Consider the following 24,659-nt stretch of genomic DNA (forward strand, 5'->3'; position numbering starts at 1 on the left):
GGGGCTGCGCTAACTTCGCGGCCCCGCCGAACGATCCAGCGAAACCCACATGGACAGCACCACCTCCGCACGCCCGCGCACCTCCACGGACCTCTTTCAAAGCCATGACCATTACCTGGTGGATGAACTCCTTACCGAGGAGCACAAGCTGATCCGCGACACGGCGCGCAAGCACGTGAGCAGGCACCTGAAGCCGATCATCGAGGACGCCTTCGAACGGGCCGAATTCCACCCGGAGATCATTCCCGGCCTGGCGGAGATCGGCGCCTTCGGGCCCATGGTGCCGCAGGAATATGGTGGCATGGGGCTGGACCAGATCGCCTACGGCCTCATCATGCAGGAGATCGAGCGCTGCGACAGCGGCCTGCGCAGCCTTTGCAGTGTGCAGGGTTCATTGGTGATGTATCCGATCTGGAAGTACGGCAGCGAAGAGCAGAAGAAGAAGTGGCTGCCTCTGCTGGCCCAGGGTAAGAACATCGGCTGCTTCGGCCTCACCGAACCGGACCATGGCAGCAACCCCAGCGGCATGGTCACCGTGTTCCAGGACAAAGGCGACCATTACGTGCTGAATGGCGCCAAGATGTGGATCAGCAACAGTCCCATCGCGGACATCGCCGTGGTGTGGGCCAAGGCGGAGAACACGGAGGGGCGGATCCATGGACTGATCGTGGAACGCGGCATGGAGGGCTTCTCCACACCCACCACGCATGGCAAGCTCTCCTTGCGCGCCAGCCCCACAGGGGAGTTGGTGTTCGACAATGTGAAGGTGCCCAAGGCGAACCTGCTGCCCAACAAGAGCGGGCTGGGCGCCCCACTGGGCTGCCTGGACAGCGCGCGCTATGGCATCGCCTGGGGCACATTGGGTGTGGCCATGGAGTGCTACGACACCGCCCTGCGCTATGCCAGGCAACGCATCCAGTTCGGCAAGCCGATCGGCGCTTTCCAGCTGACGCAGAAGAAGCTCGCCGAAATGATCACCGAGATCACCAAGGCGCAGCTGCTCACCTGGCGGCTGGGTGTGCTGCGCAACGAGGGCCGCGCCACCACCGCGCAGATCAGCATGGCCAAGCGCAACAACGTGCATCTCGCACTGACCGTGGCCCGGGAGGCACGCCAGATCCTGGGTGGCATGGGCATCACCAATGAGTACCCCATCATGCGGCACATGATGAACCTGGAAAGCGTGGTGACCTACGAAGGCACGCACGACATCCATCTGCTGATCACCGGCGCGGAAGTGACGGGGATCCCCGCGTTCAAGTAGGCCTGGTCCGTTGTGCCCGGGGAATTACCGGGTGCCGGCGCTCAGCGCAGCAGGTAGGTCCTCGTTTCACGCGAAACGATGCCCCGCGCCCGGCTTTCACGCGTGAATTCAAGCTGCCGTGTCCAGGCACCCTGCAGGTCCATCTCGATGTCCATGGTCTCGTCCACGCGGACACCCTCAATATCGCGTCGCAGCTTTTCGCGCACTTCACCTGCAAGGCCGACGCCGCCGCAGCTGGCGATCAGGTTCTCGATATCCTCGTCCACGGCCTTCGGGTCGATGGACTGCCGCATGCGCATGTGCGCGGTCCTCTTCTCCTTGTCAAATCTGTCCATCACGAAAACCTGCCGCGTGCGGAAAGGGATGCCTCCGAGCGGGTTGGGCACTTCGGCCTCCACGTGTTCCTCCCGCCCGTTGATGTACGCCACGCCGAAGGGGAACAGCAGGTTGCCGATGTCCTCCAAGGCGTCCTGCGCCAGGTTGGCCGCACCGATCACCGGTTCCAGTGCGGCCTCCATGCGCAGGCGCTCGCCGTGGTCCAACGCCATGTCCAGGATCCCGTGCATCACCTGCCGCGCATGTTCATCCACCTCCTGCGGACGCGCCAGCGCAAGTGGAATGCCCGTTTCGTCGGTGGTGACGGTGAAGCGCAGACCGTCCAACGCATACAGCAGTTTGCGGAACACGGCCTGGTCCCGCGGGTCCTCGGGCAGGGCGGCTTCCACGCGCAGCTCGCTGTAGTGGCATTCCAGCAGGTAGGTGCTGTCGGTGGCGTCCACCACCTTCAACGCGATGCGGTAGGACGACCGCGCTGGCTTGGGCCCCTCCACCGAGCGCGTCACATCGTACACGCGGTGGTCGCCGGGTTCCCAATAGGCGATCACCGAGGCGGTGCTGTCGTTCACCACGTTCTGCGCCGTGGCGAATGAGGCCGCTTGGGCAAGTGCGAACAGCGACAACGCGATGGACCGCATCTTGAGCGCCGGCTCAGGGACGCTTCAGCTCGAAATCCTCGAGGAACTTGGTGGTGAAATTCCCCTTGCGGAAACGCTCGTCCTGCAGCAGTTGCAGGTGGAAGGGGATGGTGGTGTGGATGCCCTCGATGACGTACTCGCTGAGGGCGCGCTCCATCTTCGCCAAGGCCTCCTCGCGTGTCTGTGCGCTCACGATGAGCTTGCCGATCATGCTGTCGTAGTTCGGCGGGATGGTGTAGCCGGCGTAGGCATGGGTATCCACCCGCACGCCGTGGCCGCCCGGGCTGTGGTAGCTGGTGATCTTCCCCGGGTTGGGGCGGAATCCGTTGAAGGGGTCCTCCGCGTTGATGCGGCACTGGATGCTGTGGCGCGTGGGTTCGTAATCCAATCCGCTGATGGGGATGCCGGCGGCGATCTTGATCTGTTCGCGGATCAGATCGTAGTCGATCACCTCCTCGGTGATGGTGTGCTCCACCTGGATCCGCGTGTTCATCTCCATGAAGTAGAAGTTGCGGTCCTTGTCCACCAGGAATTCCACGGTGCCCACACCCTCGTAATTCACGGCGGCGGCGGCCTTCTTGGCGGCCTCGCCCATCTTCTTGCGCAGGGCCTTGGTCATGAAAGGGCTTGGGGTCTCCTCCACGAGCTTCTGGTGGCGGCGCTGGATGGAGCAGTCGCGTTCGCTCATGTGGCAAAAGGTGCCGTACTGGTCGCCCGCGATCTGGATCTCGATGTGGCGCGGCTCCAGGATGTACTTCTCCATGTACATGCCGGGGTTGCCGAAGGCGGCGCCGGCTTCCTGGCTGGCCTTTTCAAAGGCCTCGTCGAACTCCTTCTCGTCCCAAACCAGTCGCATGCCCTTGCCGCCACCACCGGCCGTGGCTTTCAGGATCACCGGATAACCGATGCGTTTGGCCTCCTTCTTGGCCACGGCCAGGTCGGTGATCAGCCCCTCGGTGCCGGGCACCACCGGAACACCGGCGGCGATCATGGTGGCTTTGGCCGTGGACTTGTCGCCCATGCCTTCGATCTGCTCGGGCAGCGCGCCTATGAACTTGATGCCGTGCTGCTGGCAGAGCTTGCTGAACTTGGCGTTCTCGCTCAAGAAGCCGTAGCCGGGGTGGATGGCGTCGGCGTTGGTGATCTCCGCCGCGGCGATGATGCGCGACATGTTCAGGTAGCTCTCCTTGCTGGGGGGCGGGCCGATGCACACGGCCTCATCGGCGAAGCGCACAGGCAGACTGTCCTTGTCAGCGGTGGAATAGACGGCCACCGTGCTGATGCCCATTTCACGGCAGGTGCGGATCACACGCAGGGCGATCTCACCACGGTTGGCTATGAGGATCTTCTTGAACATGGGAGGCTTCTGTTCTGGTTCACCACAGAGGCACGGCGGACGCGGAGAAGGACGCGGATCCTACCACTGAGCCATTCGAGTCGAAGAAGCCGCCCGCGTGCCTTTCGGGCTTTCCTCTGTGCTCTCTGTGTCTCTGTGGTGAATGAGCTTATGCGGGATCGACCAGGAACAGCGGCTGGTCGTACTCCACCGGCTTGGCGTCGTCCACCAGCACCTTCACGATCTTGCCGCTCACCTCGCTCTCGATCTCGTTGAAGAGTTTCATGGCTTCGATGATGCACAGGGTCTTGCCCGGCTTGATCTCGTCACCGACGTTCGCGAACACCGGCTTGCCGGGTCCAGAGGAGCGGTAGAAAGTGCCGATCATGGGCGCCTTGATGGTGATGTACTTGCTGTCCTCGGACACCGGGGCGGAGGCTGGTGCCGCGGCGGGTGCGGCAGGTGCCGGCGCGGCGGCCACGGGAGCCGGTGCGGGTGGCGGTGCATAGGACGGCGCTGGTGCCGCGATCATCTGCACTTCCTTCTCCTTGCGGGCCGTCTTGATGGTGATCTTGAAATCCTTCTGCTCGATCTCCACCTCGCTCACGCCGCTCTTGGCCACGAACTTGATCAGGTCCTGGATCTGGTTGATGTTCATCGTTCAGGGTTGTCGTTTGCCGGTGGTACCGGGTGAAAGGTAGTCGCTGTCAGGTTGCGGATCGGAGATGGAAGGTGGATGTAGGTTGGTGTGTCTTCCTTGTGTTTCGATGCTCGGCCAGGTGCTTTCCAGCCTTCAACTTCCATAGGCCCACTTCACCCACACGGCGCCCCAGGTGAAGCCGCCCCCGAAGGCCGAGAGGATGACGTTGTCGCCCTTCTTCAATCTGTTCTCCCACTCCCACAGGCACAGGGGTATGGTGCCGCTGGTGGTGTTGCCGTACTTCTCGATGTTCACCATCACCTTGCTGTCGTCCAGCCCCATGCGCTGGGCGGTGGCGTCGATGATGCGTTTGTTGGCCTGGTGGGGAACGAGCCAGGCGACATCATCCGCTCCGAGACCATTTCTCTCCATGATCTCCGCACTCACATCCGCCATGTTGGTCACGGCGAATTTGAACACGGCCTTGCCTTCCTGGTACACGTAGTGATCCCGCCGCTCCACGGTGCGTTCGGAGGGTGGGCGCATGCTGCCCCCGGCCTTCTGGTGCAGGTACTGGCATCCGCTGCCGTCACTGCGCAGGATGCTGTCCAGGATGCCCACACCCTCGGTGTTCGGCTCCAACAGCACGGCCCCGCATCCATCGCCGAAGATGATGCAGGTGGCGCGGTCCTCATAGTCCACGATGGCGCTCATTTTGTCGCCACCCACCACCACCACTTTCCTGTGCTTGCCACTCTCGATGAATTGCGCGCCGGTGACAAGCCCGAAGAGGAACCCGCTGCATGCGGCGCCCAGATCGAAGCCCCAGGCGTTCTTGGCGCCGATGGCGTCGCAAACGATGTTGGCGGTCGCAGGGAACACGCGGTCGGGCGTCACCGAACAGACGATCATGAGGTCGATCTCCTCCGGACCGATGCCGCGTTTCTTCAGCAGCCCGTTCACGGCCTCGATGGCCATCACGCTCAGGCCCTGGTCCTTGCCCTTCAGGATGCGCCGCTCCTTGATGCCGGTGCGCTCGGTGATCCAGGCGTCACTGGTCTCCACCATGGTCTCCAGCACCGTATTGCTGAGCACCATGTCCGGCACATGTCCGTGCACGGCGGTGATGGCTGCGGTGGTCCTCATCAGGTGAGCGCTTCGCGGATGCGTTCGTTCAGTTTGCTGTCCACCACCTGCCGGGTGAACAGCAGCATGTTCTTGATGGTGATGTCATTGCTGATGCCGTGGCCGATGATCACGTTGCCATTGACACCCAGTACCGGCAGGCCGCCATAACTCTCATAGTTGAAGCGGTCGAAAAAGGGCTCGTGCACACCGCGCTGCTCCAGCAGGTCGTGGAAAGCTTCCACGGCCTTGAGCACCACGTTGCCGGTGAACCCATCGGTGACGTACACGTCGGCCTTGTCGTTGAATAGATCCCGACCCTCCACGTTGCCCACGAAGCGGTACTGCTGCTGATCGCGCATGAGCTCATAGGTGGCCTGGCGCAACAGGTCGCCTTTCTTCTCCTCCTCCCCGATGTTGAGCAACCCCACCTTGGGCTCGGCGATCTGGTAGACGTGCTTGGCCAGCATGGCGCCCAGCAGACCGAACTGCACCAGCACATCGGCCTTGCAGTCGGCATTGGCCCCCACGTCCACCAGTATGCCATAGTGCCCGTTCTCCTTGGGCACCACGCTGGGGATGCAGGGCCGGATCACGCCCGGGATGGGCTTGACGCTGAAGATGCTGCCCACCAGCATGGCGCCGGTGTTGCCCGTGCTGGCGAAGGCATCGATGGCGCCGGTCTTGAGCATGCCGAAACCCTTGGCGATGCTGCTTTCGGGCTTGGTGGTGAGCGCCTTGGTGGGATTGTCGCGCATGGAGATATCGTCCCGGCTGGGTACGACATCGAAGCCGGCGGGATCCGCCCCTTCGGCGGTGAGCGCCTCGAGAATGGCGGCCTCGTCACCGATGAGCACCAGACGCACGTCCGGCGGCAACTCGCGACCGGCCATCACCGCGGCCCTGGTGGGCACGGCGGGGCCATGGTCACTTCCCATGATGTCCAGTCCGATCCTCATGCGGTGAGGTGGCGGTGCGGCTGGGATGAGCGGCGATGTGCTTACTCGGCGGAATCGTTGGCGGAAACCACCAGACGTCCGTTGTAGAACAGGTCGTCACCCACTTGATAGGCACGGTGGCGCAGGTGGGTCTCGCCGGAGTTACGGTCCACGGTGAGGGCCGGCACGGCGGCCTTCTGGTGGGTACGGCGCTTGGCGGTGCGGGTCTTGGAATGACGGCGCTTCGGATTTGGCATGGTCGCGGGGATTACGGCTCAGGGCCGCTGGTTCTTCAATTCTTGGAGGGCGGCCCAACGGGGGTCGGGCACAGGTTCTTTTTCCACGGCCAGCCGGTTCAAGGCGGCCTCCGCCTCGGGGTCGCATTGGCCAGGGGCGTGCACATGCCGGGCGGGAAGGGCCAGGCGCACGCATTCATAGATGTAATGGCCGAGATCGATCGTGTGCGCCTGCGGGGGCAACGCCACCAGTTCATCATCATCCAGGTCCTCGGTGGCGTTGAGCTGGAAGATCTGCCGCTGGTTACCGGAGAGCCTGCACTCCATGGCCCCGTCGCAACGATCGCAATGCACGGTCACCGGGCCTTCCACATGGATCTCCGCCACGATCATCGTGGTGCTCTTGTCCAAGGTGACATCCACGGTCACCTGCCCATCGGTGATCTCGTCTTCCCCAACGCTCATGAGGAATTCCCGGCCGATCTCAAAGCGATAGGCATGGGTGCCGTCCTTGAGACCGGTGAAGGGGATGCTATGTTCCGGATGATGAGCCACGGGTGCCCTGCGAAAAAGCGGACGGCAAATGTAGGGTTTCGCCCGTTCCTGCCGGTGTTCGCGGGGCGGGCGGTCAGCGGCTGGCACTGATGGCCAGATTGGGTCCCAGGCGCAGGTCCCAAGACCGCGCCCTGCCATCGGGCTGGCGACCCACCTGTAGACCGGCCCCTTCACCCCGCACAGCGCGCAGCCCTTTGTCCACGGCGGCCACGGCATCCTGGGTGTCCAGCGGGCGCTGGTCCGCCTCCTCTTCCTTCAGCACACGCTTTCTGAGCTTCCCAGCCAGGAAGCCTCCCAGGGAGATCCCCTCGGTCCCCGCGTCCGCCAGGCCCTCTTCAGGTTGGTCTTCCCAAGGGCTGATGACCACTTCAGGCACCTCCGCCGAACGCGGCCCAACACGGCCAGGCTCATTGCTGCGGATCAGTGGCTCAACCCGGGCCAGAAGTCCCCCCTCCTCACGCTCGACCGGCGGCTGGCGGAACTTTGAAGAAGGGTCCTTGTCGCCGGAAGCTCGTGGCGCATCCTGTGCGGCCCCCGGAGCTTGGTCCACTTGGACCTGGGTGGCCGCAGCATTCCCATTCTGTTGAGGGTCAGGCGTATTCGCGGTGCCCTTGGGGTCCTTTTCAACCACTTCGGCCACTTGGGATGTTTGTTCGGGTCCGCGGTCAAGCAACCAAAGCCCCAAACCGAGCAACACGGCCACCACCGCAGCGGCACGCAGGCGCGGTGCCCAAACGGACCAGGGGGAGGCGCCTCCTCCGGACCCTATGGCGATGACCTTCCCGCTCTTCTTGAGGTCGTACTTGCTCGGGAATGTGACCGCTTCGGCAGCGATACGGGTGTGGCCCATAAGCGCCCAATGCCGGGCTGCTGAAGGCTCCAAGGCCAGATAGGTGAAAAGGGCTTCCTCCTGCTCCGCCGTGAGGTCACCCTCCAAGCGGGCCACCAGAAAGTCATCCAAGGTGTATCGGTCCGGAAGACCTGGAGGTGGCAGCTGCCTTTCCAGACCATGTTTGGCCGTGTAGGCCAGGGCCTCGGGCACCAGCTTGGTGAGCGCATAGAGCCTTTCGGCACGTCGGTGCTCGGGGTGGTCGATCAAAAAGATCCGCAGTGCTTCTGCTTGATCCGGTGAAAGGTCGCCTTCCAAGCGGGCGATGAGAAAGTCATCGATGGCCGTTTCGCCGGGCATGCCCATCGGCGGGAGGCTGCGCTTCAGGGCATCCTTCTCCACCTGGGGCAGCCGGGCCTCCAAGTCGCCCAAGGTGGGCAGTTCATCCAAGCCAAGGTCCAATTCCGGATGGGCCAGTAAAAAGGCATCCAGTTCGCGTTCCCGCTCGGGGTCCAAGTTGCCCTCCAGCCGGTCCAGCAGCCAGGCTTCGTAGTTGCTATGGTCGATGCGGCTCTTCATACCAGCACATCCAATTGGCCGATGTACTCCTTCAATGCGGTGCGCCCGCGGTAGATGTACACTTTCACCTGGGGCAGGTTCAGCCCGGTGAGTTCGGCGATCTCCTCGTAGGTATATCCCTCCAGATCGCGCAGGAGCACCACACTGCGCTGGATCGGTGGCAGGGTGGCCAAGGCGGCATCCAGCACTTCCTTCAGATCGGGTTGCGACTGGCTCACGGTGCGCAGGTTGTCGTGGTGTTCCTCCATCCTTGTACTCCGGCCATCCTTGCGCACCTCGTCCACCATCACATGGTGGGCCGTGGTGAACAGGTAGCTTTTCACCTTGGCGGCCTCCACCTGGTCCACCTTCACCCAAAGGCGGGCGAAGCTCTCCTGCACCACATCCTTCGCCCGGTCCTCGTCGCGCAAGTGTTTCAGCGCGAAGCGATAGATCCCGTCCGCGTGGGCATCCACCGCATGGTTGTATTCCGCGAGGGTCATCGGGTGAGGGGGAGGCCGGTGTCCGAAGATGGGACGGCGCGCCGAAGGGAAAGTTACATCCGCTTTCCCGCTGTTGATAGATCGCCGTGGGGCCGGTGCGGCCCCACCTCGCGATGCAGCGAAATTCGCCCCGCATGGCGGATGGTCCGATCAGCGGTGGGCGGCGCGCACATGGGCATGTGGCACAGGGGGGGGCGGACCGGCCGCTGGTGAGCATCGTCACGGTGGTGTTCAACGGCGCCGCCACCTTGGAGCGGACCATCCAAAGCGTGCTGGAGCAGACGTACCCGCATATCGAGTACATCGTGGTGGATGGCGGCAGCACCGATGGCACCCTGGACCTGTTGCGGAAGTATGAGGGCCGCATCGACCTGTGGACCAGTGCGCGCGACAAGGGCATCTACGACGCCATGAACAAGGGCGTGGCATTGTGCACGGGCGAATGGGTGGCACTGATCAATGCCGACGACTGGTATGAGCCCGACGCGGTGGAACGTGCCATGATGGCCGTTAAGGACCGTCCGGACATCAACATCGCGCATGGCGACATATGGATCCACTACCCCAACGGCCACCGCAAGGTCAAGCAGGCAAGGCGGAGCGGCTTTCTGCTGAAATACTGGGAGATGGTGTTGAACCACCCCTCCTTCTTCGTGCGGCGCAGCTATTACCAAGGACGCCCCTTCGACCCGGAGCTGCGCGTGAGTGGCGACCACAAGTGGACGCTCGCGGCCTGGCTGGAGAACCCGGCCCAATTCCACTATCTGCCGGTAGTGCTGGCCAATTTCACGGCCGGAGGCGCCAGCATGAGCATTCCGCTGAAGCGCGTGCTGCAGGAAGGCCGACGGGTGAGCCAGGACCTGGGACTTGGGCCGGTGGGCATCTGCATCGGGCAGGCCACCCGCACCGTGCTCTACGTGCCACAATACCTCAAACTGCTGTTCAACCAATACATGTCACCTTTGACCGGCAGGCGAAGCTGATGGTTAGCGCAGCGAACATATTCCAGGACTGGCGGGCCAACCGCGGCAACCCGAAGGGGCGGCTGGTGATGGTGCACTTCCGCCTGGCGCACCTGCTGCGGCGCAACATCATCACAGCCATCCTCTTCTTCTGGTACTTCATTCTCTATCGCGTGGGCGTGGAATGGGTCCTGGGGATCGAACTGCCTTGGAAGACGCGCATCGGGCCCGGCTTCCGGGTGGACCATGGGCAGGCGCTGGTGGTGAACGATGGCACCGTTTTCGGGGCCGGTTGCATCGTGCGCAACGGCTGCGTCATCGGCAACAAGCGGTTGAAGGACGGCACCTACAGCAAGGCGCCCATTTTCGGTGACCGGGTGGACATCGGCGCCAATGCGGTGGTCATCGGACCCATCAGTATCGGCAGCGATGTGGTCATCGGCGCGGGTGCCGTGGTGGTGAAGAACGTGCCACCGAACAGTGTGGTGGTGGGGAACCCCGGCCGGGTGATCACCGGGCATTGAGCGTTGCGCTCAGCCACATGGGAAGTGCAACCTGAATGTGGTGCCGGCGCCCTCCTCACTTTCCACAGTGAGCCGCACATCATGCGCGTTGAGGATCGTGCGCGCTGTGGTGAGTCCAAGACCCAGGCCACCACGCCGGGCGGAGAAGAAGGGTTCGAAGAGCCGTTCGCGCACCTCGGCCGTCATGCCCCGGCCATTGTCCAGGACCTCCAGCAGTACCTGCCCATCGGCATGGCCTGTCCTGAGCACGAGTTCGCCACGCTTCGGCTCCATGGCCTCCACCGCGTTCACCAGCAGGTTGGTCACCGCCAGCACCAGCAGATCGGCATCACCATTCACCACACACGGAGCACCATTGGCCTCCAGGTGTCCTTTCATCTCCAAGAGCGCGAGCCGGTCCTCCACCTTTTCCATGGCCTTGCGCATCACCTCCGTCAGATCGCAGGGGCGCAGGTCCACTTCGCGCTTGCGGGTGGATTCGAGCATGTCCTTCACCAGGGTGCCGATGCGCTTCAGGTTGCGGTCGATCACCTCGGTCAGCTCCGCGTGCTGCCCGGCCGCCTCGCCCATATCCTCCTGAAGCTGTTCCAAGGCGAGCTGGATGTTGGTGAGCGGATTCCGCACCTCATGTGCCACCGTGCGTGTGATCTGGCCGATCAACTGGAAACGTTCGCTCTCGAACCGGACGAACTCCGCCTGCTTCTGGTCGCTGATGTCGGCGAACACCACCAGGAAGCCATCATCGAGCTTCACGCTGTGGTTGGAGAACCAATGGTCGAGGCCTTCGCCGCGGTAGTGGAAGACCCGGCGCGCATCCCGGCCCGACTCGACCACCTCCACATAAGTGTCGAAGAGGCCATGTTCGCGATTCTCGGGCATCTCCTCCAGCAGTCTTTTCCCCAACAGGTCCGACCGGCCCACCATGTTGTTGGCGGCCTGATTGGATGAGGTCCAGGTGAAATCCACGATCCGGCCTTGGGCGCCCCGCACGGAGGAGAAGGTCATGATGCCTGCCGGCGAGGTATCGAGCACCTGCTGGAGCAGCTCCTGCACGCTGCGCCGATCGCGCACCTCGCGGTCCAGGGCCTCCACCTTCTCGCGCAACTGGTCCTTGACCTTTTCGGTGTGGAGCAGGGCGCGCGTGAGGCGCCAGAAAAGCAGCGAGGTGGCGAGGATGGCCAGCACCGAGTAACCACCCACCAGCAATGGCGAACCGACACCATCCTCCTGGATCCCATCGAGCATGCGCCTGCGTTCCCGTCTCACCCTGTCGGCGAGTCTTTCATGCAGCACGCGCGTGTGGTCCATGGTGCTCTTGCCCAGCAGCAGGCGTTCGGTATCCGCAGGGCGCATGGCGCGGTTGCGGCGGCCGTTGACCACCAGCAGCTTGTGCATGTCGGTGGCGCGTGCCACCTGGCGCAACAGCGAATCCACCTCCGCTTGGAACGCTGTCCCTTCGGCGTGCTTGCGCAGGGAGTCCTCCAGGGCCGGGCGACGCACCAACGCGGCATGGTAGGGTTCCAGAAAGGTGGAGTCCCCCGAAAGCAGGAATCCCCGAGCGCCGGTCTCCTGGTCACCCAAGGTCACCATCACCGCTTCGATCTCGATGAGCAGCAAATTGGTGAAGCGCACTTCCTTGGTGGTGCGCACATAGCGCTCCATGTTGGAGTACGTGATGTAGGTGAGCATCAGCATCAGCATCATCGTGCCCACATAGAGCAGCTTGATGAGCCTGCGCTCCTCGAACTCCTGGGTGCGTATCCTGTGCGGCATGGGGCGACGGGGTGCGGCGGGGCCGCCTGGCCATCAGGCTTCGATTCCGAAGCTCTTCAGCTTGTTGTAGAGCGTCTTGCGGTCGATGTTGAGTTGCTCGGCCGTGCGCGACTTGTTGTAGCCGTTGCGCTCCAGCGCGGTCAGGATCGCTTCACGCTCGGCCTGCTGGGCCACGCCGCGCAAGCCATCATCGGTGGCAACGGCGGCATGGCCATGCGAGGCGGGAGGGCCGCCGGCCAGCACCACGGCGGGCAGGCAGTCAGATGTGACCGTGTCGCCCGTGCTAAGCAGCACCGCCCGCTTCACCACGTTGCCCAACTCGCGCAGGTTGCCCGTCCAGGCATGGCGCTTCAGGGCCTCACGGGCGGCCTCATCGAAGTGTTCCACGTTGCGGCCCAACCGCGCATTGGCGAGCACCACGAAGTGCATGGCGAAGCGCTCGATGTCCTCTCGCCGTTCGCGCAGCGGTGGCAGGTGGATGGTGAACTCGTTGATGCGGTGGAGCAGGTCCTCACGGAAACGGCCCTCTGACACGGCCTTGTGCAGGTCCTCGTTGGTGGCGGCCAGGATGCGCACGTCCACGGCGATGTCCTTGGTGCCGCCGATGCGGCGTATGGTGCGCTCCTGCAGCACGCGCAACAACTTCACCTGGTTCTCGTAGCTGAGGTTGCCGATCTCGTCCAGGAAGAGCGTGCCGCCATGGGCCATTTCAAAGCTGCCCGCGCGATCGGCGACGGCCCCGGTGAAGGCGCCCTTGGTATGGCCGAAGAGTTCGCTGCCGGCGATCTCCTTGGGCAATGCGCCACAGTCCACGGCCACGAAGGGGGCCTTGGCGCGATCGCTGCCGCGATGCAGACGCCGCGCGACGAATTCCTTGCCAGTGCCGGTCTCGCCGGTGATCAGTACGGTCATGTCCGTGGGCGCCACCAAGGCGATGTGCTTGGCTATGAGCGCGGCCCCGGGGCCACTGCCCTCCACGTAGCCGTCGTCGTTCATGTCCGCCGCGCCACGCGTCTTTTCCGGCCGCTTCGCACCGGCACCGTTGGCGGGCGCATCCCCGGCCGCCAGCACATCCTGCACGCGCATCAACAACTCATCGGGCACCAGCGGCTTGGTGATGTAGTCCAGTGCGCCGCGCCGCATCAGTTCCACGGCGAGCCGCACTTCGGAGAAGCCTGTGATGATGATCACGCGGGTATCCGGCGCCTGTGCGCGAATGTGCTTGAGCATCTCCAGCCCATCGGTGTCCGGCAGGCGGTGGTCGCAAAGCACCAGATGGAACTTCGATGCCGCCAGGAGCGCCTTCGCATCGCTGCCACGTCCGGCGGTCTCCACGTGGTAGCCGGCCTTCTTCAGGTAGCGCGCCAGCAGCATGCGCAGATCGGGGTCGTCATCGAGGATGAGGATGCGGTGGTGTGCCATGGTGTTCAGGCTTTGGCTTGAGGGAATGACGTGGGATCGACACCCAGGCTGCGCCAGATGTCGGACCGGGAGAATGGTTTGGCCACGAAACCGTCCGCGCCATGGGCCATGGCCCTGTCGCGCTCGGCGTCCACGGCGCTGATGGTGACGCAGCGGGCCCGGGGCATGTGGCGCTTGATCTCCGGGATAAGTTCGTAGCCGAGGCCATCGGGCAGGTGGATGTCCACGAAAACGGCGTCGAAATCACCTGTCTTCAAAGCACTGCGGCCCTCGGCCAGCGAATGCGCCATGCGGCAGGACATGCCCGCGCGTGCGAGAAGCCCGCTGAGCAGGGTGCAGATCTCCTGTTCGTCGTCCACGAGTAGAATTCTCTTCATCATCTCCGTTTCCGCCCGGGGATCCGAATTGTCCACAGGCCAGGGCCGCTGGTACCAAATATCCGGCCTGCCGTCGCCGTGTCAAAGCCATTCGGCGAAGCCTTGCCGGGCGCGGGCGATGGCTGCACGAACGCCTGCGCCGCGAACCGCATGCGTGTCCCGCCTTCCCCATCTCCGGGGAGGACCTTCCCCGATCCGGACACCATCGTTGCCGAATGGTCCATTACGCACCGGACCCCGCAGGTAACGATCCGCATCGCGTCCCCTGTGGAAGTGTATCCCGGTCCGAGCAAGGGTCGCCCCAGTTCCCGCCACCCCACCACCGTGATCCTCACTCCTGCGGCTCACCCGGGAAAGCAGGGACCACAACGGTTTCCCCATCACATGCGCACAACCGGCATGACCGCACGGCACACGGGTGGCAACAGGGTGGTCGTCATCGCACCGATCCCAAGGGCATGACGGCAACGAGATCATCAACCCTCTAAAACCCCAAAGTCATGTTACGCTGGTCCGCTACCTTCCTCGTGATCGCGATCATCGCAGCGATCTTCGGCTTCGGCGGCATCGCGGCAGGTGCCGCTTCCATCGCCAAGGTCCTCTTCTTCCTCTTCCTGGTGCTCTTCGTGCTCAGCCTCATTTTCGGCGGGCGGCTCATGAAGCGCATGTGATGGAGGTCCGTCCCACCCATCAAAACCCCTATCGCCATGAGAACGACAAGCATCCCATCCCTTGCCACGGCCATCTTGATCTGCTGTGCCCTGCAGGCGATCGGCCAGGAGGTCCGCCTCGGAGGCGGCTGGTCCGGCAGCAACGTGCGCGAAGCCGGTGACCAAATGTGGACAGGCCAGGCCGGTTACCTGTTGGGCGCGGATGTTCTGCTCGGCGGCCAATGGTTCCTGCGCAGCGGCGCTCATCTCCACGTACGCAACTTGAACTACACGATGGCGGGCACCACACCCGACGGCGAAGTGGTCGGCACCGATGTGGAATACCGCTACACCAGCCGGTCGCTTCGGGTGCCCGCACATGTCGGCCTGCGACTCATTGATCCCGTGTCGGACCCGGCTCTGAACATCTACGTCTTCGGAGGCCCCACCGCGTTGATGGCCTTGAGCGCCGACCTGCGCAATGACGCACTGGAGGTGGAGACCCGGCCCGCCCAATGGCAGCTGGGCTTCGGCGGCGGTGTGGAGTTGGGCTTCCTTTTCGCCGAGGCGGGCTATGATGTGGCCATGACCAACGTGTTCAAGGGTGAAGTATTCAGCACCAACCCGCGCGTGAACAACGCGTACCTTACCGGTGGCATGCGCCTGCGCCTGGCACGCTGACCTGCTGCGAAAAATACCTGACGACCAAACAACCATACCACCATGAAGACCCCACACATACTCGCCGGCGCATTGCTGGCACTGGCCATGCCGAGCATGGCCGCCCATTCCTTCCCGGCGAAGGAGCGGACCGTGACGATCGATGAAGCGCGCTTCCACGCCCTGCCCGTTGAACAGCAAGCCGAGGTGCTGCGCATCGCCGATCGGTTGGAAACGATCATCGCCACCGATGCCTCCAGCCTGACACGTGAGGAACGCGCCGCCATGCGCGGTGAGTGGCGCGAACTGAAGCAGGAAATGAAGGCGCTGAACCGCGGCGGCACGGTGATCTACCTCTCCACCGGCGGCCTGATCCTGCTCATCATCCTGCTCATCATCCTGCTCTGATCCTCCCGGTTCGACCCGCTGGAGTACCCCCGGTCGCGATGTGGTCATCGTGTCCGGGGGTTCTTCTTGGACCTGCGCCTGGCACGAGGCAAGAAGCACTCCAACCAGTGCCGCTCGGTCATGGTGCCCTCATCATGCCGAGCGTGATCGGGCAGACCGGTCCCCGGCACTGTGCCATACCGATCAAAGGCTGTAGCACGAAGTGGATCGCTGGAGCCTTCACCCAAGAACATGGGCATTTCGACCAGCACGTACTGTTGGCGTGATCGACACGCATGTGTCGCACCCCGATGGAATGGGATCGAGCAGTGTCCATGAAAAAGGGCGGGCCACACGCTCCCGCGTATGGCCCGCCGATCCTTGGCCCCCGCGCAAACCGGATCAGGGGGGCCTACAGCACCGCGTTACTTGCCGTCGTGATCATGGTCGGCATCGGTGGCTTCATCCACCTTCTCCGCCTGACGCTCCAGCCATTCCTTGATGTCCCGCGTCACCTCGTTGGTGGTGCGTTTCACATCGCTCCACGTTTCCTGCAGGGCGCTTTCCACCTCGTTGGTCACCGCGTCCACGCGGTCCACCTGGTGCTCCAGCGCATCCTGCTCATCGGCGAGTTCCGCACGCTGCTCATCAGTGAGCGCGGGATCCTCCAGTTCGTTGCCGATCTCATTCAGGCGCGTTTCCATGCGCACGCGCAGATCGCGCAGTTCCTCCAGGGCGGCCTCCTTGTCGCGCGCCATCTCGGCCATGGCCTCGTCCACCTTGCGCTCCATGGTGTCGCCTTCGGTGTTGGCGCCGCCGCAGGCCACCAGGCCGAATGCGGCGATGGCCAAACTGGTCATCAGGATGCTTCGCTTGTTCATCGTATAGTGATTTGGGGGGTTGCTTGTCGTGACGATCGCGTTGCCGCTACACGCCTTGGATAAGATCCGGACCAAGCATGGCCGAACCGGCGCCATGCCACCTGAAAGCCAAGCCCGGCAAGTACTTGCGACACTTTCGCCGGCCATGGCCAGGAGCCCCGATCTCCTTGTTGTGGGGAGCTCAGTGCCCGATCCTGTGCAAACTCCACCACGGTGGCCCTGAGCTTCCTTTCCCATACCACTTCATGAATATGGGAACGCCCGGGTAGCCCCGGGCGCTCCTCGTCCGAACGGACCGGCATACGATCACCTGACAGCTACCACCATGTACCTGCTTGTACGCCAGAACCGATCGGGGTCCTTGATCTCCAGGTAGGCGAGTTCGTCGCCTTCCTCCACCAGCAGATAGCTGTCGTCCGGATGCTCGGTGACCAGCGTGGCCTTCTTCGCGCCGATGGGAATGCGCTCGGTCTCGCGCATATCGGCCACCTGGAATTCGCCATCGTTGACCTGCGCGGCAAGCACCGCCGTACGGCCCAGGCCGATGAAGCCCCCGCTGCGCTTCACCACGCCACGCTCCTCCAGCTCCCTGGTGGTGGCCACGGTGAAGTACACCTTGTTGATCGCGCGCTCCTGCTGGTCGATCACGGCCTCGCGCTTGGCCACTTCCATTTCGCTGTCGCCCAACTGAGCGGTGAGTTGCTCGATGCGGAAATCGCGCGTGAGCAGTTCCTCCTGCAGGTTCGCCAGCGTGGCGTCGCGTTCGGCCAGTTGGTCCTCATACTCCTTCAACCGCTTGCGCAGGCCGGAAGCTTCCACCTTGCGGCCATCGAGCTGCTTGTTCAATTCGGCGATGCGATCGCGGCTTTCCTGTACCAGTCCGTTCATCAGCTGGATGTCGCGCAGTATGCGCTGGCGCTGATCGAGGTTTTTCTCATCCTCACCGCTGGCGATCAGCCGCTCGCGCTCATCGAGCAACTCCAGGTTGCGTTCGATCTCGCCGAAGCCCTGGGTCATGTCATCGATCAGCGCATCGCGGGTCTGGAGTTCGTTGCGCAAGGCTTCCACCTCGGCCTGTGCGGCGAGTTCAGCCTCGGAGGGTCCGCTTTGGCAGGCGGCGAGCAGGCTCACCGCCACCAAAGGGAGGGCCGTGCGGCGCATGAGCCGGACGACCGATCGGGATGTGTGTTTCATGGCTTGTTCGGGGTTTGTCGCCACCGGGGCGTCCGGTGGTCCAGCCTGATGAAGCCGAGATCCTGCCGAACCGTGGGCAGGTCGCATGGTCCTTACGCGGACGCGGAAAAGGAACCAACCATGATCCCGCCATGCCAGGGTGCTGCCGAGGCGTGGTCGCCACGCAGCGTGGCGCAAGCGCCCCGGAAGCGTACAGAGAAGCCGCTCAATCGAGCTTCAGCACCGCCAGGAAAGCCTGCTGGGGCACTTCCACCGAGCCTACCTGCCGCATCCGCTTCTTTCCTTCCTTCTGCTTCTCCAGCAGTTTGCGCTTACGGCTGATGTCGCCACCGTAGCACTTGGCGGTCACGTCCTTGCGCAGGGCCTTCACCGTTTCGCGCGCCACGATCTTGGCGCCGATGGCCGCCTGGATGGGGATGTCGAACATCTGGCGGGGCAGCAATTCCTTCAGCTTGCTGCACATCTTCTTGCCCAGCTCGTGCGCATGGTCGCGGTGGATGAGCGCACTGAGAGCGTCCACCTTTTCGCCGTTGAGCAGGATGTCCAGCTTGATGAGGTCGCTCTCCTTGTGGCCGATGGGGTGGTAGTCGAAGCTGGCATAGCCGCGGGAGATCGACTTCAGCTTGTCGTAGAAATCGAAGACCACTTCGCCCAGCGGCAGTTCGAAGGTGAGTTCCACGCGGTCGGTGGTGAGGTAGTTCTGCCCGGTGAGCATGCCGCGCTTGTCGATGCACAGGGTCATGATCGCGCCGGTGTACTCCGCCTTGGTGATCACCTGGGCCTTGATGTAGGGCTCCTCGATCTTGTCGATGTGCATCACCTCGGGCAGTTCGCTGGGGTTGTGCACCTCCAGCACGTCGCCGTTGGTCTTGGTGACGATGTAGCCCACGTTGGGCACGGTGGTGATCACCGTCATGTTGAACTCGCGCTCCAGCCGCTCCTGGATGATCTCCATGTGCAGCAGGCCCAGGAAGCCGCAGCGGAAGCCGAAGCCGAGGGCGGCGCTGCTCTCGGGCGTCCAGGTGAGGCTGGCGTCGTTGAGTTGGAGCTTTTCCATGGCATCGCGCAACTCCTCATACTCGTCGGTGTCCACCGGGAAGATGCCCGCCCACACCATGGGTTTCACGTCCTCGAAGCCTTTGATGCCTTCGGAACAGGGCCTGTCCTTGTGGGTTATGGTGTCGCCCACCTTCACCTCGCTGGCGGTCTTGATGCCGCTGATGATGTAGCCCACATCGCCGGCGCGCACCTCGGGCCGCGGGCTGATCTCCATTTTGAGGATGCCCACCTCATCCGCGTCGTACACCACGCCGGTGTTGAAGAACTTCACCTTGTCGCCCTTGCGGATGGTGCCGTTCAGCACGCGGAAGTAGGCGATGATGCCCCGGAAGGAGTTGAAGACGCTGTCGAAGATGAGCGCCTGCAACGGTGCATCGGGGTCGCCTTTGGGTGCGGGGATGCGCTCCACCACGGCTTCCAGCACCTTGTCCACGCCCAGGCCGGTCTTGCCACTGGCGCTGAGGATCTCCTCCCGACGGCAGCCCAGCAGGTCCACGATCTGGTCCTTCACCTCCTCGGGGTTGGCCGAAGGGAGGTCCATCTTGTTGAGGATGGGGATGATCTCCAGGTCGTGCTCCAAGGCCAGGTACAGGTTGCTGATGGTCTGCGCCTGGATCCCCTGGGTGGCGTCCACGATCAGCAGGGCGCCCTCACAGGCGGCGATGCTGCGGCTCACCTCGTAGCTGAAGTCCACATGGCCGGGTGTATCGATCAGGTTCAGGATGTACTTCTGCCCATTGAGGGAGTAGTCCATCTGGATCGCCTTGCTCTTGATGGTGATGCCCCGCTCCCGCTCCAGGTCCATGTCGTCCAGGTTCTGGGCCTGCATGTCGCGGTCGGCGATGGTGCCGGTCATCTGCAACAGCCTGTCCGCCAGGGTGCTTTTGCCGTGGTCGATGTGGGCGATGATGCAGAAGTTGCGGATGTGTTCCATGTACGTGGCGCCGGAAAATGGCCCCGGCCGCGCGAAAGCGCGCAAAGGTAGGGGCTGGCGGCAGGCGGGAACATGGAGGCCATGGAACCTGCAGGGTGCTTTGGACAACGCTGATGACGCGGCCACGGGCAACCTTTGGCCATTCCTGCGCATCTTAGGGGTCGATGGCCATGACGACCCGGCCGCTTGCGACCTTTGTGACCAGACCCGCACCGGCACCCCCGACCCCTTCCGCGATGACCATGTTTCCGCGTTCCATTCCTGTCCTGCTCGCACTTGGCCTTTCCCTGCCCATGCTGGCCCAGGTGGACCCCAATGAACCGGGCTACGATACCTGGAAGATCGAACAGGCCCCGCCCGGCCAGCCGATCGTGATCACCCCGGAGATGCTGGAAGAGGCCATGCAGGAGGGTGCGCGCAGCGGATGCGATTGCTGGATACAACCGGATGGCACCTACACGCTGGCCATGGGCCCCAACGATGACGGCTCCTCGGCGCTGCTTCCCCTGCCCTTCACCTTCCAGCTCTACGGCAACAACTACACGAGCTGCCACATCAACAACAACGGCAACCTCACCTTCAACGGCGCTTTCGGAGGCTTCACCGCAGCGGGCTTCCCCAATGGTACCAACGTGATGGTGGCACCTTTCTGGGCCGATGTGGACACGCGTTTCGGGCAGGGACAGGTTTGGCGCAAGGTGACGCCCACCGCCCTGTATGTGAACTGGGTGAACGTGGGCTATTACACGGCCGCAGGCATGCCCGCCAACAACTACCTGGTGAACTCCTTCCAAGTGATCATCACCAATGGCAACGACCCTGTGGTGCCCAACGGCGGCAATGTGTCCTTCTGCTACGGCAATATGGGCTGGAGCACTGGCAATGCCAGCGGTGGCGTCAATGGATTCGGGGGCACCCCCGCCACAGTGGGGGCCAACCGGGGCGATGGGGTGAACTACATGCAGTTCGGTCGTTTCGACCAGCCGGGCATGGCCTACGATGGGCCATTCGGTGCCAATGATGGCGTGGATTGGCTGGAGGACAAGCACTTCATCTTCTCCACCGACATCACCACGTCCAATGTACCGCCCATCGCGGTAAGCCAGTCGGTCTGCGACAGCCTGGTGCTCTGTGTGGGCGAAACGGCCACCCTGGAGGTCACCTTTCTGGCGCCCGAGCCCAACCAGACCACGGTGGCCAACTCCACGGCACCCTCCCTGAGCAACTACCAGATCGTGTCCAATACTTCGGGCGTCTCAGCGGTGATCGTCACGGAGTTCACCCCGCTGCCTGGTGACGTGGGCTTCCATGTGGTCACCTTCACGGCCACCGACAATGGCAACCCGGTGATGACCAGCACCCTGTCGGTGGTGGTTGAGGTCCAGCAGGGCGATGTGCTGCCCCCGGGTGAAGTGACCTTGTGCACCACCTCCGCGCCGGTGGATCTGCTGCCCCTGCTGGTGGGTGCGCCAGCGGGTGGTACTTGGACCGGCCCCAACGGCAACAACCACTCCGGCACCTTCAACCCGGCCACCGACACGCCTGGCGAATACCTCTACGCCTATATCGTGGGCACGGAATGCGCCTCCTATGGCACGGTGACCACCGCCGTGGTGACCCCGGCCAACGCGGGGAACAACGGCAACCACATCTCCTGCACCACGGGTCCGCCAGTGGCGCTCTTCCCCCTGCTTGGCGGCAACCCGGATGGCGGCGGGATCTGGCTGGCGCCCAATGGCCAACCCTTCACCAGCAATTTCTTCGACCCCGCAGTGCATCCGGCGGGCAACTATTCCTACGTGGCCATCGGCGCCTTCCCCTGCCCCAACGACACTTCCACGGTGAGCGTGGTGCTGCAACAGGCCGTGAACGCCGGTGAGGACGCCACCCTTACCGTATGTGTGGACGCGGCGCCGGTGGACATGCTCGCCGCCTTGGCTGGCACTCCCCAGGCAGGCGGTGAATGGACCGGCCCCAACAACACCCCCAGCACGGGCATCTTCAACGCCGCCGCCGACCCGGTGGGTGCCTATACCTACATGGTCAGCGCGGTGGCCCCCTGCCCGGACCAGAGTTCCGTCCTCACCATCGCCACCGACCCGTTGCCTTGGGCCGGCAACGATGGCACCGTGCGGCGCTGTGCCGACGCCGCGCCGGTGAACCTCTTCACGCAATTGGCCGGCGCTCCCAACGACTGGGGCTTCTGGCTGGATCCCGATGGGAACGTCTACGACGGCTGGATGGACCCTGCCACAGAACCCACCGGAACGCACCTCTACATTGTGGTGGGTATCGGCAGCTGCGCGCACCTGATCGACACGGCGGCCGTTGAGGTGGTGATCGATCCCCTGCCGGAGGTGTCCTTTATCGTGGAACCCCTGGCAGGCTGCGACCCCCTGGAAGTGACCATCACCAACACCACACCGGTGGAATATCTCGGCGTGTGCCAGTGGGTCCTGGGCGATGGCAGCGCCACCGGCGGATGCGACGGGACGGTGCATTGGTACCAGGACCCCGGCAGCTACGCGATCAACCTGACGGTGACCACGCCGGAAGGCTGCACCGACAACCTGTTGGTACCCGGCGCCGTGCTGGTGGAGCCCGCTCCGGAAGCGACCTACTTGTTCAGCCCCGACCCCGGCACGGAATTCAACAACACGGTCTACTTCACCGCGGATGACCCCCAGGCGATCCTCTTTGAGTGGACGGTGGATGGTGTGCCCTTCGGTACAGGACCTTCGGTCCAATACAGCTTCCCCAATGTGATGGGGGGTGAATATGAGGTCTGCCTGTTCGTGGAGGACCGCTACGGCTGCACGGACCGCCAGTGCAAGACGATCCCCATCCTGGTGCCCCTGGTGGCCATCCCCAACGCCTTCACCCCCGATGGGGACGGCCTCAATGATGTGTTCCTGCCGGTGACCATCGATGTGGATCCCAAGGAGCACCTCTTCGAGGTGTACGACCGTTGGGGCCAGCTCGTCTTCAGCTCCACCAAGGTGGGCGAGGGCTGGGACGGCCGCCATTCCAGCGGCGGCGAGATCCTGCCCCAGGGCGTGTACGTCTGGCGGCTCACCTACCTGCCGGTGTTCACCTCGGACAAGATCGAGCGCCGGGGCACGGTGACCCTCATCAAATAGGCCCAGCGCCCACCACCAAGGGCCATGGTGCCAGGCAACTTTCCAACCTCGGATCGCATCATCCACCGGATAGAAGATGACCGACGATGAACTGGTGCAAGGATGCCTGAAGGCCGACCCAGCCGCCCAGGAGGCCCTGTACCAGCGATATGCCCGCAAGATGATGAGCATCTGCATGCGATACGCCCACAACCGGGACCAGGCCCAGGACATGCTCCAGGACGGCTTCGTGAAGGTGTTCCACAAGATGGCCCACTACCGCGCCGATGGGCCCTTGGGCGGTTGGATCGCACGCACCATGGTGAACACGGCGTTGGACCACATCCGCCGCAACAAGCCCTACGACCAGAGCCTGGACCTGACGGAAGCCGAGTACCTGCACCAAGAGGACGCCACCGTACTGGGCACCATGACCACCGACGAGCTCATGGCGTTGATACAAGCTCTGCCCACAGGGTATCGCACGGTGTTCAACCTGTTCGCCATCGAAGGTTATCCGCACAAGGAGATCGCCGATATGCTGGGCATCTCGGAGAACACCTCCAAATCGCAATTCATGAAGGCGCGGGCCTACCTGCGCAAGCTGCTGCCCAAGGAGGCGGTGGCCCAATACGGCCACGGACATGAGGACTGACGGCCTGAACGAGCTGATGCGCGCGCGCTTCCATGGGCATGAGTCGCCCGTGGACCCCGGCGTTTGGCAGGCCATCCGATCCAACCTGGCGCCCCAGGGCGTGCCTTTGGAGGATCTGATGCGCGAGCGCTTCGATGGCCACGAGATGGAGGCGCCGCCGAACGCCTGGCAGAATATCCAAGGACAGTTGGGGCAGGGCGCGCCAGCGCCTCCTGCGGCGGGCACCGGCACCTGGGGCGCATGGGGCTGGGCCGCATCCGGTTTGGCCTTGGTGGCCGTGGCCGTGGGCGTATACCTGGCCGTTGACCAGAATGACGCACCACCCGCTGTCGCTGAATTGGTGCAGGAAGGTGGTCAGGGCATCCCCGGGGTGAGTTCGGAAGCGCCGACGGGGGAAGTGCTGGACATGGCCGATCCGGAGCATGAAGTGACCACAGCAGGCGCGGGATCCGAGGCGCGAACAAGGCCTCAGGGAACCGCTCCCACGAACGCGCCCGTTGAGCGTGGCGATGCCGGTGAAGCACTTGGAACACACGCGGAGCCAGCCGCTCCCCGCGATCCAACGATCCAGGCCGGAACCTCCCAAGTGCCTGAAGGCAAGCGCTTGGTGGAGGAAGTGCTGAGCGAAATGACGCGGTCAGCCGAACCGGAAAGTACCGAACGTGCAGAACCGGCCAAAGCCGACAAGATCCCCTCGACCACGCCGCAGGAGCAGACCGCTCAACCGGAGTTGGAGCTCATCGCACCTGCACCCCCGCCGCCCCTGTTCATGCCCAACACCTTCACCCCCAATGGCGACGGCGTGAACGACACCTATGAAGTGGTGGCCGACGGTTTCGCCCAGGTGCGCATCCGGGTGTTCTCCGTGCACAACAACCAGTTGGTCTTCAGCAGTGACCACGGTGCGCCTTGGGATGGCGCGAATTGTTCCACCGGCCATTACGTGGTGGCCGTGGAGGCCATTACCGAGGATGGCCGCTTGGTGACCCAAGGGAAGGTGGTGTATTTGAACGCCGACCCTTGATCCAGGCTGCCGAAGCGATCGATCCGGTCGCTATTTTTCGGGGCTCCGGCGAGGCCACCATCCGATTTACCCAGACCCCA

24 protein-coding genes are annotated in these 24,659 nt (G+C 63.5%); 9 read left to right on the forward strand and 15 right to left on the reverse strand.

Annotated features, from left to right (window positions below; all coding sequences use genetic code 11):
• Window positions 1–49 precede the first annotated feature (49 nt).
• Window positions 50–1,264, forward strand: a complete 1,215-nt coding sequence (locus tag KIT10_09905; protein ID MCW5899571.1) for an acyl-CoA dehydrogenase family protein — start codon at window positions 50–52, stop codon at window positions 1,262–1,264.
• Between the two features lie 41 nt (window positions 1,265–1,305).
• Here the strand turns inward: KIT10_09905 and KIT10_09910 are convergent, their stop codons facing one another.
• The 9 genes from KIT10_09910 to KIT10_09950 all read right to left on the reverse strand — a co-directional run bounded on the left by KIT10_09910 (window position 1,306) and on the right by KIT10_09950 (window position 8,958).
• Window positions 1,306–2,238, reverse strand: a complete 933-nt coding sequence (locus KIT10_09910) for a hypothetical protein (GenBank protein MCW5899572.1) — start codon at window positions 2,236–2,238, stop codon at window positions 1,306–1,308.
• Window positions 2,239–2,251: 13 nt separating this feature from the next.
• Window positions 2,252–3,595, reverse strand: a complete 1,344-nt coding sequence (gene accC, locus KIT10_09915; GenBank protein MCW5899573.1) for an acetyl-CoA carboxylase biotin carboxylase subunit — start codon at window positions 3,593–3,595, stop codon at window positions 2,252–2,254.
• Window positions 3,596–3,743: 148 nt separating this feature from the next.
• Entirely contained in the window at window positions 3,744–4,232 is a 489-nt protein-coding gene (gene accB / locus KIT10_09920) for an acetyl-CoA carboxylase biotin carboxyl carrier protein (GenBank protein MCW5899574.1), read from the reverse strand.
• 135 nt (window positions 4,233–4,367) lie between these two features.
• Window positions 4,368–5,363 carry a ketoacyl-ACP synthase III gene (locus KIT10_09925; GenBank protein ID MCW5899575.1) on the reverse strand — a complete coding sequence of 332 codons (996 nt, stop codon included), beginning with the start codon at window positions 5,361–5,363 and terminating at the stop codon, window positions 4,368–4,370.
• Window positions 5,360–6,298 (reverse strand): phosphate acyltransferase PlsX, encoded by a 939-nt coding sequence (gene plsX / locus KIT10_09930; protein ID MCW5899576.1) that lies wholly within the window; start codon window positions 6,296–6,298, stop codon window positions 5,360–5,362. Before plsX ends, KIT10_09925 begins: the two co-directional genes overlap by 4 nt.
• 41 nt (window positions 6,299–6,339) lie before the next feature.
• Entirely contained in the window at window positions 6,340–6,534 is a 195-nt protein-coding gene (gene rpmF, locus KIT10_09935; protein ID MCW5899577.1) for a 50S ribosomal protein L32, read from the reverse strand.
• Between the two features lie 18 nt (window positions 6,535–6,552).
• Window positions 6,553–7,068 (reverse strand): DUF177 domain-containing protein, encoded by a 516-nt coding sequence (locus KIT10_09940; protein ID MCW5899578.1) that lies wholly within the window; start codon window positions 7,066–7,068, stop codon window positions 6,553–6,555.
• Window positions 7,069–7,141: 73 nt separating this feature from the next.
• Window positions 7,142–8,476: a hypothetical protein gene (locus tag KIT10_09945; GenBank protein MCW5899579.1), complete on the reverse strand. Its 1,335-nt coding sequence runs from the start codon at window positions 8,474–8,476 to the stop codon at window positions 7,142–7,144.
• Window positions 8,473–8,958 (reverse strand): RNA polymerase sigma factor, encoded by a 486-nt coding sequence (locus KIT10_09950; GenBank protein ID MCW5899580.1) that lies wholly within the window; start codon window positions 8,956–8,958, stop codon window positions 8,473–8,475. The genes KIT10_09945 and KIT10_09950 overlap by 4 nt, the downstream gene beginning before the upstream one ends.
• A gap of 134 nt (window positions 8,959–9,092) precedes the next feature.
• On the opposite strand from KIT10_09950, the gene KIT10_09955 reads away from it, so the two are divergent.
• Window positions 9,093–9,941, forward strand: a complete 849-nt coding sequence (locus tag KIT10_09955) for a glycosyltransferase (protein MCW5899581.1) — start codon at window positions 9,093–9,095, stop codon at window positions 9,939–9,941.
• On the forward strand, window positions 9,941–10,444 hold the full coding sequence (locus KIT10_09960; GenBank protein ID MCW5899582.1) for a serine acetyltransferase: 504 nt from the start codon (window positions 9,941–9,943) through the stop codon (window positions 10,442–10,444). The genes KIT10_09955 and KIT10_09960 overlap by 1 nt, the downstream gene beginning before the upstream one ends.
• A 9-nt stretch (window positions 10,445–10,453) precedes the next feature.
• Here the strand turns inward: KIT10_09960 and KIT10_09965 are convergent, their stop codons facing one another.
• Genes KIT10_09965 through KIT10_09975 form a run of 3 tightly spaced genes read right to left on the reverse strand, consistent with a single transcriptional unit; the run spans window position 10,454 to window position 14,016 of the window.
• Entirely contained in the window at window positions 10,454–12,217 is a 1,764-nt protein-coding gene (locus KIT10_09965) for a CHASE3 domain-containing protein (GenBank protein ID MCW5899583.1), read from the reverse strand.
• A 33-nt stretch (window positions 12,218–12,250) separates the two neighbouring features.
• A complete protein-coding gene (locus KIT10_09970) occupies window positions 12,251–13,639 on the reverse strand; it encodes a sigma-54-dependent Fis family transcriptional regulator (GenBank protein ID MCW5899584.1) in 1,389 nt (462 codons plus the stop codon).
• Window positions 13,640–13,644: 5 nt separating this feature from the next.
• Window positions 13,645–14,016: a response regulator gene (locus KIT10_09975; GenBank protein ID MCW5899585.1), complete on the reverse strand. Its 372-nt coding sequence runs from the start codon at window positions 14,014–14,016 to the stop codon at window positions 13,645–13,647.
• A 500-nt stretch (window positions 14,017–14,516) separates the two neighbouring features.
• Here KIT10_09975 and KIT10_09980 point away from each other — a divergent pair, with 500 nt between their 5' ends.
• From KIT10_09980 to KIT10_09990, 3 genes are read left to right on the forward strand one after another with little or no spacing between them, the layout of a single operon-like run.
• Window positions 14,517–14,687: a DUF1328 domain-containing protein gene (locus KIT10_09980; GenBank protein ID MCW5899586.1), complete on the forward strand. Its 171-nt coding sequence runs from the start codon at window positions 14,517–14,519 to the stop codon at window positions 14,685–14,687.
• Between the two features lie 36 nt (window positions 14,688–14,723).
• Window positions 14,724–15,347: an outer membrane beta-barrel protein gene (locus tag KIT10_09985; protein ID MCW5899587.1), complete on the forward strand. Its 624-nt coding sequence runs from the start codon at window positions 14,724–14,726 to the stop codon at window positions 15,345–15,347.
• Between the two features lie 42 nt (window positions 15,348–15,389).
• Window positions 15,390–15,734, forward strand: a complete 345-nt coding sequence (locus KIT10_09990; protein ID MCW5899588.1) for a hypothetical protein — start codon at window positions 15,390–15,392, stop codon at window positions 15,732–15,734.
• A 404-nt stretch (window positions 15,735–16,138) separates the two neighbouring features.
• On the opposite strand, the gene KIT10_09995 is transcribed toward KIT10_09990, so the two are convergent.
• The 3 genes from KIT10_09995 to lepA all read right to left on the reverse strand — a co-directional run bounded on the left by KIT10_09995 (window position 16,139) and on the right by lepA (window position 19,781).
• Window positions 16,139–16,594, reverse strand: a complete 456-nt coding sequence (locus tag KIT10_09995) for a hypothetical protein (GenBank protein MCW5899589.1) — start codon at window positions 16,592–16,594, stop codon at window positions 16,139–16,141.
• Window positions 16,595–16,900: 306 nt separating this feature from the next.
• Window positions 16,901–17,788: a hypothetical protein gene (locus KIT10_10000; protein ID MCW5899590.1), complete on the reverse strand. Its 888-nt coding sequence runs from the start codon at window positions 17,786–17,788 to the stop codon at window positions 16,901–16,903.
• Between the two features lie 205 nt (window positions 17,789–17,993).
• Window positions 17,994–19,781 (reverse strand): translation elongation factor 4, encoded by a 1,788-nt coding sequence (lepA, locus tag KIT10_10005; protein MCW5899591.1) that lies wholly within the window; start codon window positions 19,779–19,781, stop codon window positions 17,994–17,996.
• 236 nt (window positions 19,782–20,017) lie between these two features.
• On the opposite strand from lepA, the gene KIT10_10010 reads away from it, so the two are divergent.
• The 3 genes from KIT10_10010 to KIT10_10020 all read left to right on the forward strand — a co-directional run bounded on the left by KIT10_10010 (window position 20,018) and on the right by KIT10_10020 (window position 24,579).
• Entirely contained in the window at window positions 20,018–22,921 is a 2,904-nt protein-coding gene (locus KIT10_10010; GenBank protein MCW5899592.1) for a gliding motility-associated C-terminal domain-containing protein, read from the forward strand.
• A gap of 76 nt (window positions 22,922–22,997) precedes the next feature.
• Window positions 22,998–23,555 (forward strand): sigma-70 family RNA polymerase sigma factor, encoded by a 558-nt coding sequence (locus KIT10_10015; GenBank protein MCW5899593.1) that lies wholly within the window; start codon window positions 22,998–23,000, stop codon window positions 23,553–23,555.
• Window positions 23,545–24,579, forward strand: coding sequence for a gliding motility-associated C-terminal domain-containing protein (locus KIT10_10020; protein ID MCW5899594.1), 1,035 nt, complete (start codon window positions 23,545–23,547; stop codon window positions 24,577–24,579). The genes KIT10_10015 and KIT10_10020 overlap by 11 nt, the downstream gene beginning before the upstream one ends.
• Window positions 24,580–24,659 lie beyond the last annotated feature (80 nt).

This window comes from Flavobacteriales bacterium (assembly GCA_026129465.1).
In the GTDB taxonomy this organism is placed as follows: Bacteria; Bacteroidota; Bacteroidia; order Flavobacteriales_F; family PHOS-HE28; genus PHOS-HE28.